The organism is Erwinia tracheiphila, assembly GCF_021365465.1.
Lineage (GTDB): Bacteria > Pseudomonadota > Gammaproteobacteria > Enterobacterales > Enterobacteriaceae > Erwinia > Erwinia tracheiphila.
In genome coordinates, this window is record NZ_CP089932.1 from 2858642 (window position 1) to 2875271 (window position 16630).

Below are 16630 nucleotides of genomic sequence, written 5' to 3' on the forward strand. Positions count from 1 at the left end.
AGGAAGACGAAAGCCCCAATTGACTGATATATCAACCGAGGCCAACGCATGAACCTGGCAATTCAGATGTTAGCCTCTTACCCGCCGAAAGACCATTAAAACAGGTCAGAATGCGTTCCTGTTCGTTCAAAGCGAAGCAGATTGTCAGTGATTTTATAAATCAGTAACCAGTCAGGCTCAATATGAGCGTCCCTGTAACCTTTGTAATTACCCTGTAACGGATGGTCTTTGTATTCTGCCGGAAGCGGTAAGCTGCCATTAATCAGGAGTGTCATCAGAGTTTTGAGCTTACTGATATCTTTATGGCGTTTCTGAGCTTTTTTAACATCCTTTTGGAACTAGCCCGAGTATTCAATTTCCCTTTTTAGACTCATAAATAATCAGATGCCCAGTTTGTCAAAGAGATCGTCTGCATTTTTAGCTTGATGCACATCAACGCCTTTTTCACTGGCCGTGATGGTGTTTGCTGTGACTTCGTTAGGGATGCGCAGATCAAACGGTAACGCCTTCTCTCTGGCCACCTTAGTTAAAGTGATGCGAACCAGATCGGACACGGTTAAGCCCATTCCTGCAAGAACATCAGCAGCTTCTTTTTTTAATGTTTCGTCTATACGCGCACGGACTAATGCATTTGCGGCCATAATAAAGCTCCTTAAATCACCAAAAGTAAATTGTAGCTCAAGTGAGCAATAATATACATAATTAATGTGTCTCACTACAATCAACGGTCAGGATTTCAGCCTGCCGGTCGCAGGAAATAGCCTCTTCATTCGAAGAGGTTTTTTTATGCATGACGATTATAAAAACCGGCTTACAGAGCTGAGCGACAAACTCACAGAGGTAGTTATCAACGAAGCCAATCCGGATAACTGGCCCGGAGCCGAAAAACCCGTTAAACAACTTTCAAAGGACGAGCGTGGCGATCGCTACTGGAGCAAAAAAACGCGGCGGGTACGCTGACGCTGTTAATCAAAGTTCATTCGCTGATCGGTATGCATAGCCGCAGCGGTGCGCCCGTCGATGCCAAAAACCCCTCAGAGGAAACGTTCCTGCTTGGCCAGTAGGTGAATAAAGCAGAGAAGGAATCGGCGGAAATTATTGAAAGGATTATGAAAAAAGGCAAAAAATGAATGTCTCTTTTCCCGCCTTTTTCCATATGTGGGCAGAGCGTATGCGCTGGGACGTGCCAGACTGTCACTGGCTGGCCAACCGTGGCGATCTGGCCGTGCTACGCTGCTTTCGTGGCTTCGGAAAATCAACTATTCTTGCCGTTTATAACGCCTGGCGTTATCACCAGAACCGCGATTACCGCATTCTGCTCCAGTCAGAGTCTGACGGTACCGCTTATAAAACCAGCCGCGACACGCAGAATGTTATACGTAATCACCCGCTTACTCGGGGCATGTTGCCGGACCGACAGGGAACGATTGAGCAGTGGTGGAGGGAGCGGAAGATTTCCGAAATGCAGGCATGTACGCCAAAGGCATTCTGTCTAACGTCACGTCAGCGCGTGCAGATGAGTGCCAGAATGACGACGTTGAAGTGCCGAAAGATATCACCACACCGGAGGCTCGCGAGAAGTTGCGCTATCGCCTGGAGGAACAGACTCATATCCTTGTACCCGGCGGGCGAAAACTCTTTATCGGCACGCCGCACACGCAGGACAGTCTTTATGACGAGCAGGAAAGTATGGGCGCGGACTGCCTGACCATTCCCCTGTTTGCGCAAGCGCACCGCATCGAAGAAGACGCTGCCACGTGTACCCACTACGAATTGCCGTTTACCCCTGAATTCGTTTTCATCGGGGTCCATAAGGGCGCAAGGTTACTGCAACAGGACGTTGACTATCGGTTAAGCGGCGATGTGATCGTGTTTGCAGAGCCACCGGATACGCTGGTGGACTGTTATGCAGGCTGCGCATGGCTGGACAGATTCGACCGCGCAGAGCTGCTGAAACGCAGGCAGGAAACGCGCACGTTCAATGCCTGGGACAGGCAGTACCAGCTGCACAGTAAACCCGTTGGCCAGACAAGACTTAACCCGGAACGCATCCGGGAATACGCCGTTGAACCTGAAATCCGCTTTGGTAACGGCGTCTGTACGATGTGGCTGGACAACGTGCAGATTGTGGGCGCAGTGGCTTACTGGGACGTGGCGCTGGGTAAAATCAAAAGCGACGCCAGCGCGTTTTCGCTGATACTCACCGACGCACGAGGCCATTTATACTGGCACGTCTGCCGGGAATTGTCCGGAGAACTTGCAGAGTTCGACGGCGACGACAAAATCAGCGGCGGGCAGGTTATTGAGATTAAAGAGCTGGTGCTGAAATACCAGATCCCCCGCGTCATTGTCGAGGTCAACGGCCAGGGCGGATTTGCACCGAAATTGTTACGCCAGGCGCTGAAGGGGACCGACTGTGGCGTTACCGAAGAATTTTCCGTAGTGAACAAATAAAAGCGCATCCTGGACGCGTTTGAAGCGCCACTGTCTACCCGATTTTTGTGGGCGCATACGGAGGCGCTCGATGGCCCGATGTACGAGCAGATGCAGGACTTTAATCCGTTACTGAAAAACCAGCCTGACGACTACATAGACCCCGGGGCCGGTGGCATATCGCAAACGCCCGTGCGTATCGGAAAAATAGTCAGGATTTCGACCGGAGGCGGGCATCAGAATTGGCAACCGGGCGACGGTAATTATGAGGTCGCCGTGAATTATTAACGGAGGCCGCCTGCATGTCAGTACCCAGCCAGACACCCTACAACACGCATCAGGGTAACGGGGTAACAACGGTTTTTGCATTCCAGTTTTATATCCTGGCGGCAGGTGGTTTGCAGGTGTCAGTGGATGGTGAGGTGACTTCAGGTTACACGGTAAGCGGGGTGGGTAATGCAGCCGGCGGACAGGTGACTTTTCTGACACCGCCAGCGAGTGGGACCACCGTTTTGCTGTTGCGGGCAATGTCACTGTACAGAGACACCAACTATCAGGACAACGGCGACCTGCTGGCTCAGACCATTAACCTTGATTTTGACCGCATCTGGATGGCATTGCAGGGTCAGTCGCTTTATAACTCACTGGCTCTTTGTCGTCCGTGGTTCAATTACAACTATTATGATGTGCAGAACTACAGCATAAAAAATCTGGCCACGCCGACCAACGGGACAGACGCTGCGAATAAAAACTATGTTGATCTGCTGGTGGCGCGGGAAGCGGCAGCGAGGGAGGAGGCCATCGGCGTGGATATCACGCGAGCGCTTCGCCTTGCCCCGGGCCTTCAGTTTAATCAGCTGCCTGCACCTGCCAGCCTGCGCGGGCGTCTCCTGTATTTTGACGATCAGACCGGGCAACCTAACCCGATTGTTCCGGCAAACATCGTCAATCCTGACGTTCTCGATCTACAGTCATTCGACGGTGAAAAATACATTGGCCAGTGTTCCAACTATGCCACCCTGTCCGGGATCACCCCTGCTTGCGAAGGACAACGGATCACCCTGCGTGAGTATGCATCCGGCACCGGATACGGCGGTGGAAAGTTTGTTGCCCGCAATTTTACCGGCACGGAGGATGGCGGCATAACATGCGTAGTGAATACAGACTGGCACTGGGAGCGGATTGGAGAACCATCGACGTTTGATGTAACGATGTTCGGTGCAATACCGGACGGGGAAACGGACTGCATTGAGGCCATCAAACTGATGGAGGCATGGAGCAGAACGCAGACAGATAACAGGGCAAAGACAGGTGTCCAGTTTCCCTCAGGAAATTTTGCTGTTTCATCCTGGGATTCGGGTGGTACATACAAGCGCCTTTTTTCGCCTTGCTGGCGCGGGCAATCACGCATATGGCTACAATAACCCCACCAGGCTGATTTTGACAGGTGATGCCGGTTCTGTCGCTTTTACTGTTCAGGCCAGACAGAAATCATTAATCTGGAAATTTACGGACAGTATGATACTGACGGAACCGCCCGGGGTTTTTTCAAAAATAGTTGTACGGCAGGCCAGTATGTCAGCGTGACCAATTTCAGAGGCAGTTATATCGGCGGCGAGCATTTCAGTTGCTGGACACGCTTGATGCGAAATTTGACCAGTTTTACGGTCGTGACGCAGACTTGCTGATCACGTATGCTTTGCGCTTTGGATGTAACATATGGCTAAAGTTGATGTCGTCTGCCCTCAGTGCAATGAAACTCATGCTGTACGATGTAACGGACATTCAGCATCCGGTGCCCAACGTTACATCTGCAAGCATTGTTCAAAGACCTTTCTGCTCAACTTTAGCTACTCCGGCGCCAAACCAGACACACACCAGACCATTGTTAATATGGCCATGAATGGTTACGGATGTCGCGATACCGCACGGGTTCTCGGTATCAGCCTCAATACGGTTCTGCGGCACGTAAAAAAATTTCGCCAAAGCAGGTAGCTGAGAATATCGACCCCGAAACGGAGGTTGTTATCTGCTGTGAAGCCGGTGAACAATGGTCTTACGTGCGGTGTAAAAGCAATCCCCGGTGGTTGTTCTATGCTTATGACCGTATCCGCAAACGTGCTCTGGCCCACGTCTTCGGCCCGAGAAATGCCCCGACCCTGCGACGATTGCTGGCCTTGTTAAGCAAATTTAACCTTGCCTTTTATATGACAGATGCCTGGCCGGTTTATAAAGTTCTGTTAAGTGCAACAGGCCACATGGTGAGCAAGAAATATACCCAACGGACAGAACGACATAATCTTAATCTTCGCACACATATCAAACGACTGACCCGCAGAACAATTTGCTTTTCGAAGTCAGAGGAAATGCATGATAAGATCATCGGTTGGTATCTTACTCTTCATCATTATCAATAAATCTGCGTCAAGACCCTATTTACTGTATTTTCACTCATTACTTTTTTTGGATCATGATCGCTGGGAAATATAACCTCGCCTTTACCGCTCAATGCATGTAAACGTTTAAAAATATCAAATGCCTGTTTGCTAAGCGGAAAAATATGTTCAGTTTTCATCTTCATCCCACGCTCAGAGTGTTTTACGCCAGGAATAGGTGTACGAATTCCGGGTATCGTCCACTCGCTTCGTTCAAAGTTAACCTCACTCCAGCGAGCAAAACGCATCTCACTTGAACGAATAAATGTCAGTAGCGTTAATTCAACGGCAAGCCGTGTCATTAGTCGCCCTTTATAGCGTGATAGTCTTTCAAGGAACTCAGGGATTCTTTTTGGGGGTAGCTCTGGGTGATGGGTCGCCTTAACGCTTAAAAGCGCTCCAGCCATATCACTGGCAGGATTTGATTCAAGAAGGTCATTCTGCACACCGAAACGCATAATTGCGGTTACACGCTGCATCAGTCGCTGCGCAACATCATGTTTACCTGCCGTATCGACAGATTTGATCGGATTAAGAAGCTGGCTGGTTCTCAACGTTCTGGCATCAATTTGACCTATCGAGGGGAAAATATACTGTTCAAGCGTCAGCAGAACGCGACGGCTATGATCTTCGCTCCAAGTTAGGTTACGTGCGTGCCATTGCCTTGCGATAGTTTCAAATAAATATGCCCCCTCAATTTCAGCTTGTGCCCCCTTTTGCTCAGCTTTGGGGTCAATGCCCTGAGACAACAATTTCTTTGCTGCATCGCGCTTACCCCGAGCTTCAGCCAAAGTGATCGTCGGGTATACACCAAAAGCGAGCCGATCTTCCTTTTTGTCGGATGGGCGACGATATTTCATACGCCAGTACTTGGAACCTTTAGGGGAGACTTCAAGATACAAGCCGCCTCCATCAGCCATTTTATAGGCTTTCTCTTTCGGCTTTGCGGTCTCTATCTGGCGAGCGTTGAGTTTCATTTTGGGCGCACAAATCCTGGTCGAATTGACATGCCCCCGATTATGCCCCCAAAAGAGGGTAGCCCACAAGAGACCAAGAAATAAGGTAACTTGCTTTTTTTAAAGGATTTTTTCTGGATTTGTAGACTTCAAAAAACGTCAGAAGAAGTGTTAATGGTGCCCGGGGCGGGACTTGAACCCGCACAACCATAAGCCGAGGGATTTTAAATCCCTTGTGTCTACCGATTTCACCACCCGGGCATGGGTGTAAAGTGGAGGCGCGTCCCGGAGTCGAACCGAGGTCCACGGATTTGCAATCCGCTGCATAGCCACTCTGCCAACGCGCCTTAACGTTCAGGTCTTATCAGAGTGCATCTGATAACAAAATCTGGAGCGGGAAACGAGACTCGAACTCGCGACCCCGACCTTGGCAAGGTCGTGCTCTACCAACTGAGCTATTCCCGCTTTAGCCAATCTTTCAGAACATGCTGATTTTACTTATATTCTGGCAACCAAGTTGCTTCCGATGTGTTGCATTCTACTGACCTGAATGAATGAGTCAACACAATTATCCTCACTTTCTTTCTGTTTGCTGCTTTTTAAGTCGTATTGATCACCGTTCAAACAGATCGCCGCGAGCCGCCATTAAATACTGAAACATTGACCAAAAAGTAAGCACTGCCGCAATATACAAAGCAATCACACCCATGCCCTGAACAGCGTTGTCTGGACGCCAGAGCAAGGCAAACAACGCCAGCATTTGTGCTGTCGTTTTAACCTTACCAATCCAGGATACCGCCACACTGCTTCGTTTACCAATCTCCGCCATCCACTCACGCAAAGCGGAAATGATAATTTCACGGGCAATCATTGTCGCAGCAGGTAAGGTAATCCACCATGAATGAAAATATTCTGCAACCAGTACCAACGCTGTAGCAACCATAACTTTGTCAGCAACAGGATCGAGAAATGCACCAAAACGCGTCGTCTGCTTCCAGCGACGCGCCAGATAGCCATCAAACCAGTCGGTTATTGCGGCTGATATAAAAATGAGGGCACACGCCATCGGAGCCCATTGAAACGGCAAATAAAATGCCAGCACAAAGAAGGGAATCAAAACGACACGAAACAGGGTGAGTAACGTTGGAATGTTAAAATGCATAATTATGCTAACTGTCTGGGCAGAGTAGAATTTGTCCTTATGTTCCTACAATGCCAGCAGTGTTGCAATCCTTAGTGTTTTAGCGAATAGAATATTTTCTCCGCAAGAAGCTTTGAGATTCCAGGAACTTTTTCAATTTCATCAACGGTAGCGTTCATTAGCGGCTGCAGGCCCCCCATGTATTTAAGCAGCATCTGACGCCGTTTGGGGCCAATTCCTTCAATAGATTCGAGTGCGCTGGTGTTCTTGACTTTAGCGCGTTTGTTGCGATGTCCGGTTATTGCATAATTGTGAGAATCATCACGAATATGCTGAATGACATGCAAAGCTGGCGAATCTGGTGGCAGTGAAAAACCCTCACCTTCAGGCTCAAAAAACAGCGTTTCTAAACCCGCCTTACGAGCTGTACCCTTTGCCAAGCCTAACAATATCGGCCGCTCTTTATCCCAGTTAACATTGAGATCAGCAAAAACGTTTTTAGCCTGACCTAATTGCCCTTTTCCACCATCAATCAGAATCACATCGGGGATCTTACTGTCGATAAGATCTTTACCATAACGACGGCAAAGTACCTGATTCATCGCAGCATAATCGTCACCAGGCGTTATTCCAGTAATGTTGTAGCGGCGATATTCTGAACGCAACGGGCCGTTATTATCAAACACCACACAAGATGCTACCGTTTGTTCACCCATAGTATGACTAATATCAAAACATTCCATGCGATTTATCGTCGGTAAATCCAACAACTCTGCCAGCGCCTGTAATCTTTGATGAATAGTTGATTGTTGCGAGAGTCGGCTGAGTAAAGCCGTGCTGGCATTGGTGCAGGCAAGTTTAAGATAACGTGCTCTGTCACCACGGGGGTTACTCTGAATGGAGACGCGCCGTCCGACCATTTCTGTCAATGACGCTGCCAACAACTCTTTCTCAGGGAGGAAAAAGTCGAGCAAAATGTCGCCGGGCAAAGTGCGCGTCTGGCTACCTTGCAGATAAAATTGCCCCAGAAAAGTCTGCACGACTTCTGAAAGTTCAGTTCCCCCTGGCACTTTGGGAAAGTAACTGCGGCTGCCAAGTACTTTTCCCTGACGAATGAAAAGCACGTGCATACAAGCCATCCCGGCGTCAAAAGCCACACCAATAACATCCAAATCGTCTCCATTGTTGGATACAAACTGGCGTTCCGTTACGCGCCTGACGGCCTGAATTTGATCGCGCAGACGTGCCGCCTCCTCAAATTTTAACGCCTGGCTGGCTGCTTCCATTCTCCTGACTAACTGTTTTAAAACCTGATCATCTTTTCCCGAAAGAAACAACCGGACATATTCGGTTTGCTGTGCATATTCTTCCTCACTGACCAAACCTTTGACACAAGGCCCCAGACACCGTCCAATCTGGTACTGTAAGCAGGGCCGGGAGCGATTGTGGTAAACACTGTTTTCACATTGACGGACAGGGAAAATTTTCTGAAGTAAAGAGAGCGTTTCCCGAACCGCATAGCCGTTAGGAAAGGGGCCGAAATAGTCCCCTTTGGCATGTTTTGCACCGCGATGGCTGGCCAGCCGAGGATGTTTATCAGCACTAAGAAAAATAGAGGGGTAGGATTTGTCATCCCGCAACAATACGTTGTAGCGTGGCTGGTAAAGCTTGATGTAATTGTGCTCAAGTAGCAATGCTTCTGTTTCAGTATGTGTGACAGTTACGTCAATCTGATAGATGCTGCCCACCAGCGCTTCAGTTTTACGGCTGCCCTGAGTGCCACGAAAATAGCTTGAAAGACGCTTTTTGAGATCTTTAGCTTTACCAACGTAAATTACCGTACCTTCGGCATCATACATTCGATAAACGCCAGGCTGACTGGTTACGGACTGAAGGAAGGATTTGGCATCAAAAACGTCATTCACTGCTGATTAACGACTCCGCGTTCAAAAGACCATGTCGGATAGCCAGGTGTGTTAACTCAACGTCACCACTGATATTGAGCTTACTAAACATTCTGTAACGATAACTATTGACTGTTTTGGGACTAAGGCTAAGTTGCTCAGAGATATCCGCTACTTTTTGCCCCTTGGTTATCATCAGCATAATTTGCAATTCACGATCTGACAAACTGTCGAAGGGCGAATCTGCTTTTTGTGGTTCAATCTGACTGAGTGCCATCTGCTGCGCGATATCAGTGGCAATATAACGCTGGCCTGCATTAACCTGACGGATGGCGTTAACCATCTCTTGAGGCGCAGCCCCCTTACTCAAATAGCCCGCGGCCCCAGCCTGCATAACGCGCGCTGGCAGTGGGTTTTCAGTATGGATAGTCAACATAATAATTTTCACATCAGGATTGTAACGAACAATCTTTCGTGTTGCTTCAAGTCCGCCAATACCAGGCATGTTCATATCCATCAACACCACACTCACAGGGTTAGTCCGACACCATTTCACAGCATCTTCACCACAGTTTACTTCACCGACCACCTGAAAGCCTTTAATGTCTTCCAGTATACGGCGAATACCCGCGCGTACCAGTTCATGGTCATCAACAAGAAGAACACTTATCAAACAGGTCTCTCCAGAAGGGGGATACCATCTACCTTCAAGATGATATCTGAATAAGTCATTCTACCTCTTTTCCCTCCCTCTTAGCACTGAAAAAAACGCCATAGTGCTGGAATACAGAGCCACCTCACTCGCAGGGAAGATCCCTCATTTAAAAAAATGGAATATAGTATACTTTTAGCAAAAGATATATCTGCTTTAACAATCAACATTGAGAGGAAAAAAACATGAGTGATACTGATTTCTCTACCAGTAAAGAAATCCGGTCGTGAAAGCAGCAGAAAGCGGTGTCACTGGCTGAAGCGCAGGTCACAATTGGCTTGTGGCAGACTGAACCCCAGTTAGGCATTATCAGAGACGAAGGCAAGGCACGTCTGGTTGTGTGGCTGAAATACATTAAAGCAGTGCAGACAGTGGATACATCGACGGTGCCGGATATCACCTGGCCAGTCCGGGCAGTTTAAATTTCAATCAAAAAATCGCGTATAATGAGAAAAAAACACTGTTACAGATTTATCAATTTAAGTGGCGCAATTTCTCATTTTACGCGACGCGCTACAGCGGCATTTATGATGAAACGAAGATAATTTATTATATCAATACTCCAACCTTGCCTGATGTTTATTTATTGCATTTAATCTTAATGGGTAAGGAATTCCCTTCCGGTACATTTATCTCATAGCGAAATCATGCATGAAGCATATTCAACGGTTGCCTCCGGTCCATGTTGGGGAAACACCAAAAGTTGGCAACACTTCTTCAGGACTGAAACGACGCGCACCACAAAACCGGGAAGCCAGACGAGGCTGATTTGTCGATATCTTTACTGCAAAAAGGTTTTCTTCGGACTGAATAAAACCTGCCGATAACGGTTGATAATCAACGTGGTGCATGGCAAACATCTGCTCCAACATTGGCGTTGCCGCGCTGTAAAGGCAATCAATCCCGGCCTGTTCTGCCAGTTGAACACTGTGCCAAAGAATGGCTGGCGGTAAATCTGCATCAATATCGAGACGCGCTGAGAAACGCGACATTTCCCAGACGCGACCTTCCATCTCATTTACCGGACGAACGGTGCCTTCCATCAATCCCGTGTCCACCGGAATAGACCAGGGCATCAAACGCGCACAACCGCAGATCCCCATTTGTGCATTCCAGGCGATAATCCAGACCACATCAGAATGATCGTAACGATCATACTCCTGCCCGGGAGTGCTCAGGCGAGCTGGCAAAGGCCACCCATCCCCTCGAGCGAAGACGCTATAACGGTAACTGCCCAACTCCGCCAACAGAGAGGATGGCATATCTCTCAACTTGGTATAGATAATCTTCATTATTATTTGTCCCCAGGAGCATTCCGTCGTTAATTTAATCCTTTAATTTATTGAAGATTGACCAGCCCGAAGCAGGACAGACAACTAACTGTCAATCTGAAACTACCAAATCTGGCAGTCGCTTAACTAAATTAATCCAATGGCGGCTGCATAGGCAGCCACCTGCGTTTTGTTAGGTGCATTGAACTTTTTTTGCATATTTTTCTGGTATAAAATTAACCGTGTGCTCAGAAATAGACAGGATTAAGGGTATTTCTGATGACGTTTTTCCTTCAGCTATCCATTTGAGGATTTCTTGTTCTCGCTGACACAGCGCTATGTCCATCACCGACATGGCAATATCCTTAATTTGTTGTAAGGCATCCACAACCATAACCGCTATATATTGTATATTTAAGCTGACCATCCTGCGTTAACACAATATTTTCAAAGAATTTTACTGATGCCATTGGCAATATGCAAATGGAACAACTTTTTATCATTTTTGAACAGGAAAAACCGGAACAAATGCCATATTCTTTCGCTGCTTCGCACACCTGAAGTCCTTTACTGATGACAACATCATTCCATGTCAGTAGCGTGTCGGGAACCATACAGTGTTTGATAACGGGATCGAGTTCGGCAAAGTTTCTTTTTTGCCAGATTTTCACCCATCGGTCAGGATAATTGCTGTATAAGAATATTCGCGGTTGAGTAAAAGGAAGAAGATGACGAATATATAGAGCATAGAAATCCAGACCCATATCAAGGGATTGCAGTTCCAAGAGACGAATAACATCCGTAGTTTTTTACTAAACAAAAAGTCGATTTTATCTCATTACACCAATTAAAATAGTTCTCCACGTTCGTTCAGGTCTCATAACAAAATGCCCTGACTTGCTAAACGTTCAGGAGAAAAAACACCACGGTTTTGATATTCAACCTCAGGTTGTGGTCAAATATTGTATCATTCTATGCCACACTAAACGTCGCAATCAACAACAGGCAGCGTCTTTGACAATACATATAATAAATGCGGTAGAAAGAAAACATTGAAAATAAGAATTATCTTATAGAGATATAGTCAATTTGAGATTACAGGATGTTAAGAAGTTAATCAGGGGATTTTTTACACTTTGATTATTACAGGTCGCAAAAAATATTAAGCCAGTCCATAATGGATAACTTATTATATTTCAATGTGTTGTATTTTCTCATGAATTTTATTTTATGTGTAATGATTGATTTTTTGATAAAGTACATCTGAACATAAACTACTTTGCCACTGGCAAACATCCTGTGTCAACTTATCCATTCCTGATGCTTATAACCTTTATCTTTGCTAAGAACCTGTTCTGATCTGATAAGCATGAAGAAATTAGTCACGTACTTAACTATTTTAGTATTGGAGTGTGAAAGTGAGTTGGGCCATAAGGAAATGCTGGCCGTTTCTGAAAGAATCTTGCTCTGACTCAGTAGCCTTGCATATCAATATTTGAATTTTCGTCGCCACACGTCAGTGTCAGCATCGCTCCTCTCTTGTATGTAATAGACATATGGTGGTTAGCTACCATCACATGAAGCGGAGTGAGCTTGTCCCCTCCCGGAATGGCGAGAACCTTGATTGGCAGAAAAAGCCCTCCGCTTCACCTTTCACGCCAGCATTAACATTCAACGGTTGCCAGGAGCGATGACTCTGCATGTACAAGGGTAATAGGCGTGATGGTTCAGTGAAAGGAGAAAACATCTATGTTTCAGTTCGGTATCGATGTCAGCAAGAAAACCCTGGATTTATGTCTGCTGCGGGAAGGTGTCAAAGGCAAGGTAAAAACCCGCAAGCTTAAAAACGATTTCAATGCAGCCGATGCCGTGATCGGCTGGCTCAGTAAACAGCACTGTGAACCTGCCAATGTCCATATCATCATGGAGGCCACCGGGGTTTATCATGAATCGCTTGCATACGCCCTCTACAAGGCCGGAGCTCAAGTTTCGCTCGCCAACCCACATCGCAGCAGAGAATTTGCGCGTGGCATGGACATTCTGACAAAAAACGACCAGGTTGATGCTTATATGCTCGCCTGCTACGGTGCACTTAAGGTGCCGGAACCGTGGGTCCCCCCGCCTGAGAATGTCCGCCATCTCAGCGCACTTCTCCGCCGACGTGATGCACCTGTCACCGACAGCACCCGCGAAAAAAACAGGCTGGAAAAATGTCGGGCAACGGACACACCTCTTGCTGTCACTGAATCCATCGAAAATGTGCTTCGTAACCTGAGCGCAGAGCCTGAGCATCTGGACGCTCTGATCCTGACCCACCTCGACCAGCATCCTGAATTAAAAAAGGATTTTGACCTGCTGACATCAATAAAATCCGTGGGTTATCAGTTAGGTCTGAATATGCTGGTTATCCTGCGGGGTCATCATTTCGATACAGCAGAGCAGGTTGCTGCATTTCTGGGCGTGGTCCGTGTTGAAAAATACTCCGGCACATCGGTCAGAGGGAAACCGAAATTATCCAAAATCGGCCCGCCGGAAATCCGCGCGAAACTGTATCTGGCTTCGTTGTGTGGCCTGAGATTTAACCCGGTGATGAAAGCGATGTATGAGCGGTTATGCCTGCGTGGCAAGGCAAAAATGTGTGCCATTGGCGCACTGATGCGGAAACTCGTCCACTGGTGCTATGGCGTTCTGAAAACACAAAAGCCGTTCGATGCTGAATACCTGTCTTCAGATGCGCGTAGCGCATGTAAGGCGGCATAACGTTGTTTTATATGACTCTGTAGTTAACCCGCCGAAGCCCGGCGCAGGCCGGTGGAGGACTGTCAGAGAGTGGTATCCCCCTCCCGCCCTGAACAGCCATGCGGGCTTATAGTGATGATTATGCTGATATAAGCCCTTTTAACCCCGTTAGCGCGGCGTAGCCGCGATGTATCGGGGACTTAGTGCTGGCAGCTTGCTGACAGCGCTTAGGGGACTGTATTCCGAGGATTACAGCGATTTTTTCTTGACGAAACACGGCAGCTGCAAACGTAAAGCTATTATTCCAGACTCATTACTTTTCTTTGAAGAACCGCATGCGACATTAACCACATGTGTAAATGATTAAATCCAATCGGTACTCGGTACGGATATTCAACTCGTTAGCGGGTTAAATGGCCGAGCGGGTTTCTCAGTAAACTACCGCCATCTCCTGTGCAACTTCTTTTTTAAAAGTATCGACTTTTAACTAACACGATATTTTAACGGTTAGGTTATATAGATATGATATTATCACTACAGAAATTATTTATTCATGGAATTATCATATTATTAAATTTCCCCTACTATTCTGTATCAGATTTTTTAGAAAATTCATTGCCCGTTATTTTTAACAAGGCTTTAAATGGAAAGCATATTATTAATGATTTTTCTTACGCCCTCATTACCAGATAAAACGTTATTATGTTCAAGGAAAGTTTTTCAAGGTTGATGTGTTATTTAAGATTTTCCTTGCGCTTCATTTTCAATAATCAGACAGAATCGTTAGCTATTTGCTTTAAACCTGTAATGAAACTAAAACCATCAATCTGGCTGTATTGCCGCTAAAAAGATACCTTTTACAACAAGGAATTACTGCTCATTTCGAATCAGAATTCCCAGTCATAAATGTCTGAAGGTCATGCTTCTTATGAGAGTGAACCTTCATATAATTGCCACCTTAGCAGAACGTTTTGTACCTCTGGCATAGAGTATGTTCCCTCATTTATCTTTCAAGATAGTGGAACATACTTTTTGCACACCTGATGGCGCACGCAATCAATCCTGCAAACCGTTAAGTTTATCGCTCGTGACGATACCCCACGATCAATAAATATTATCAGACTAATTGTCAGGAAAGACGGGCGAAACAACGCATAAAAACCATTTTTTTCAAAAACTTAAAATATTAACTGGCTATCTGACATGCTCCCAACTGTTGCGTATGCCCCCAATAGCAAACAATCACACAGGCGGCTTCCCGTGTTTAAAATCACCCGTGCCATGCAAATGGTAACGGATGTAATCTGTCAATGAATTAAGGGGATCTATACGGGAAAAATAGCTGATCGACATCAGTACCGCCGATTACCTCAATATCGCAGAAACCGAGAGTACCTCTATCAATTCTATTAATCTTCGTCATTGGTTTGCCACCCTCTTCACCTGGTGTGATTAATAGCAAAATCAAGCAAAGCATTCATGAAGTTACCAAAAATATCGATTTATTCCTTAAAAAGCGTTGGCTGTTTACCGTTGAATTACATTATCTTATACCTGCAAACATCTTTTAAACCCGATCAAATAACAGCCTTTAGAGCTGAAACAATATTATTTGAGGACAGGAATTCCGTTATGATTGACCAATTAAACAAGACATCGTCAAGCAATGAGGCACCAGGTGAGCTGCGTCGTCATCTTCATAATCGACATATTCAGCTAATTGCCCTGGGCGGAGCCATTGGCACTGGACTTTTTATGGGTTCAGGAAAAACCATTAGTCTTGCCGGGCCTTCGATTATTTTTGTTTATATGATTATTGGCTTTATGCTTTTTTTTGTAATGCGGGCAATGGGTGAGTTACTGCTGTCCAATCTCGAGTACAAGTCGTTCAGTGACTTTGCCGCCGACCTGCTTGGCCCGTGGGCAGGTTATTTCACAGGCTGGACTTACTGGTTCTGCTGGGTGGCGACCGGCATTGCGGACGTGGTGGCAATAAGCTCCTATTTTCAGTTGTGGTTCCCGGATTTCTCCATCTGGATGAGTGCGCTGCTCTGTATCGTGGTGTTCCTGGCGCTGAATATTGCCACAGTTAAACTATTTGGCGAGATGGAGTTTTGGTTTGCCATCATCAAAATTGTTGCCATCGTGGCACTGATCGCGACCGGCATCGTGCTGGTTGCCATACACTATCCGTCAACTGATGGTAGTACAGCGGCAGTGAGTAATATCTGGAATCATGGCGGTATGTTTCCTAAAGGCCTGAGCGGTTTTTTCGCAGGGTTTCAGATTGCCGTATTCGCTTTTGTTGGCATTGAGTTGGTAGGCACCACGGCGGCTGAAACACACGATCCTAAAAACGTTTTGCCCCGCGCAATCAATGCCATTCCTCTACGCATTATCATGTTTTACGTCTTTGCCCTGCTGGTGATTATGGCCGTAACACCCTGGGACCAGGTTGTCGCCAGTCGCAGCCCTTTCGTAGAAATGTTTGTGTTGATTGGTCTGCCCGCTGCCGCCAGTATCGTCAATTTTGTTGTTCTCACCTCGGCGGCATCTTCAGCCAATAGCGGTATTTTCTCCACCAGCCGGATGTTGTACTGCATGGCTCAACAAGGTGTTGCCCATAAACGCTTTGGAAAATTGTCACCCCGTGCCGTCCCGACAACGGGCCTGTTTTTTTCCTGCCTGTGTCTGCTGAGTGGTGTCGCACTGATTTATCTGATCCCAAACGTCATGGAGGTGTTTACGCTGGTCACCACCGTTTCAGCGATCCTGTTTATGTTCGTCTGGACAATCATTGTTTGTTCTTATCTGGCATACCGCAAGAAACATCCTCAGCTACATCAGGCATCTCAATACAAAATGCCGTTAGGTAAACTTATGTGCTGGGTCTGCATCGCCTTTTTTGCTTTTGTACTGGTTCTGCTCTCACTGGAAGAAGATACCCGTAAGGCACTCATCGTTACGCCATTATGGTTTATCATGCTGGGCATTGGCTGGTGGCTGCGCCATCGCAAAATCGGACTCTAACCGCATAAA

Annotated in this window: 12 protein-coding genes, 3 tRNA genes and 3 pseudogenes; 7 read left to right on the plus strand and 11 right to left on the minus strand. The window is 46.7% G+C overall.

Annotated elements, in window-relative coordinates:
• Window positions 1-95: 95 nt before the first annotated feature.
• Both LU633_RS15105 and LU633_RS15110 read right to left on the minus strand, forming a co-directional pair.
• A complete protein-coding gene (locus tag LU633_RS15105; protein WP_232426821.1) occupies window positions 96-296 on the minus strand; it encodes a type II toxin-antitoxin system YafQ family toxin in 201 nt (66 codons plus the stop codon).
• 84 nt (window positions 297-380) lie between these two features.
• Window positions 381-641 carry a type II toxin-antitoxin system RelB/DinJ family antitoxin gene (locus LU633_RS15110; RefSeq protein WP_016189579.1) on the minus strand — a complete coding sequence of 87 codons (261 nt, stop codon included), beginning with the start codon at window positions 639-641 and terminating at the stop codon, window positions 381-383.
• A 145-nt stretch (window positions 642-786) separates the two neighbouring features.
• Here LU633_RS15110 and LU633_RS15115 point away from each other — a divergent pair, with 145 nt between their 5' ends.
• From LU633_RS15115 to LU633_RS15135, 4 genes and pseudogenes are all read left to right on the plus strand, one after another.
• Entirely contained in the window at window positions 787-960 is a 174-nt protein-coding gene (locus tag LU633_RS15115) for a hypothetical protein (protein ID WP_016189580.1), read from the plus strand.
• A 166-nt stretch (window positions 961-1126) separates the two neighbouring features.
• Window positions 1127-2721, plus strand: a pseudogene (gene terL / locus LU633_RS25970) (phage terminase large subunit).
• Window positions 2722-2735: 14 nt separating this feature from the next.
• A complete protein-coding gene (locus tag LU633_RS15130) occupies window positions 2736-3857 on the plus strand; it encodes a tail fiber (RefSeq protein WP_016189581.1) in 1122 nt (373 codons plus the stop codon).
• Between the two features lie 295 nt (window positions 3858-4152).
• A protein-coding gene (locus LU633_RS15135) for an IS1 family transposase (protein WP_233481924.1) occupies window positions 4153-4850 on the plus strand; the annotation gives its coding sequence in 2 pieces (ribosomal slippage) (window positions 4153-4402 and window positions 4402-4850; 699 coding nt in all).
• A gap of 8 nt (window positions 4851-4858) precedes the next feature.
• On the opposite strand, the pseudogene LU633_RS15140 reads toward LU633_RS15135, so the two are convergent.
• The 7 genes and pseudogenes from LU633_RS15140 to uvrY form a co-directional block, all read right to left on the minus strand.
• Window positions 4859-5845 (minus strand): annotated as a pseudogene (locus tag LU633_RS15140) (tyrosine-type recombinase/integrase); the annotation flags it as partial.
• Between the two features lie 154 nt (window positions 5846-5999).
• Window positions 6000-6085: transfer RNA gene (locus tag LU633_RS15145), tRNA-Leu, on the minus strand.
• Between the two features lie 12 nt (window positions 6086-6097).
• Window positions 6098-6171, minus strand: a tRNA-Cys gene (locus LU633_RS15150).
• A 42-nt stretch (window positions 6172-6213) separates the two neighbouring features.
• Window positions 6214-6289: transfer RNA gene (locus tag LU633_RS15155), tRNA-Gly, on the minus strand.
• A gap of 148 nt (window positions 6290-6437) precedes the next feature.
• The gene (pgsA, locus tag LU633_RS15160; protein ID WP_016189584.1) at window positions 6438-6986 is read right to left on the minus strand and encodes a CDP-diacylglycerol--glycerol-3-phosphate 3-phosphatidyltransferase; all 549 of its coding nucleotides are present in this window, start codon (window positions 6984-6986) and stop codon (window positions 6438-6440) included.
• A 71-nt stretch (window positions 6987-7057) separates the two neighbouring features.
• Complete coding sequence (gene uvrC / locus LU633_RS15165) at window positions 7058-8890, minus strand: excinuclease ABC subunit UvrC (protein WP_016189585.1); 1833 nt, start codon at window positions 8888-8890, stop codon at window positions 7058-7060.
• A complete protein-coding gene (uvrY, locus tag LU633_RS15170) occupies window positions 8883-9542 on the minus strand; it encodes a UvrY/SirA/GacA family response regulator transcription factor (protein ID WP_016189586.1) in 660 nt (219 codons plus the stop codon). Before uvrY ends, uvrC begins: the two co-directional genes overlap by 8 nt.
• Window positions 9543-9826: 284 nt before the next feature.
• On the opposite strand from uvrY, the gene LU633_RS15175 reads away from it, so the two are divergent.
• On the plus strand, window positions 9827-10003 hold the full coding sequence (locus LU633_RS15175) for a tail fiber assembly protein (protein ID WP_016189587.1): 177 nt from the start codon (window positions 9827-9829) through the stop codon (window positions 10001-10003).
• Window positions 10004-10243: 240 nt separating this feature from the next.
• Here LU633_RS15175 and LU633_RS15180 read toward each other — a convergent pair whose 3' ends face one another.
• Together LU633_RS15180 and LU633_RS26255 are read right to left on the minus strand one after the other, a co-directional pair.
• On the minus strand, window positions 10244-10873 hold the full coding sequence (locus tag LU633_RS15180) for an acyl-homoserine-lactone synthase (RefSeq protein WP_016189588.1): 630 nt from the start codon (window positions 10871-10873) through the stop codon (window positions 10244-10246).
• A 126-nt stretch (window positions 10874-10999) separates the two neighbouring features.
• Window positions 11000-11716 (minus strand): annotated as a pseudogene (locus LU633_RS26255) (autoinducer binding domain-containing protein).
• A gap of 885 nt (window positions 11717-12601) precedes the next feature.
• On the opposite strand from LU633_RS26255, the gene LU633_RS15195 reads away from it, so the two are divergent.
• Together LU633_RS15195 and cycA are read left to right on the plus strand one after the other, a co-directional pair.
• Window positions 12602-13612: an IS110 family RNA-guided transposase gene (locus tag LU633_RS15195; protein ID WP_046371922.1), complete on the plus strand. Its 1011-nt coding sequence runs from the start codon at window positions 12602-12604 to the stop codon at window positions 13610-13612.
• Between the two features lie 1611 nt (window positions 13613-15223).
• Complete coding sequence (gene cycA / locus LU633_RS15200) at window positions 15224-16621, plus strand: D-serine/D-alanine/glycine transporter (RefSeq protein WP_016189590.1); 1398 nt, start codon at window positions 15224-15226, stop codon at window positions 16619-16621.
• Window positions 16622-16630: the final 9 nt, after the last annotated feature.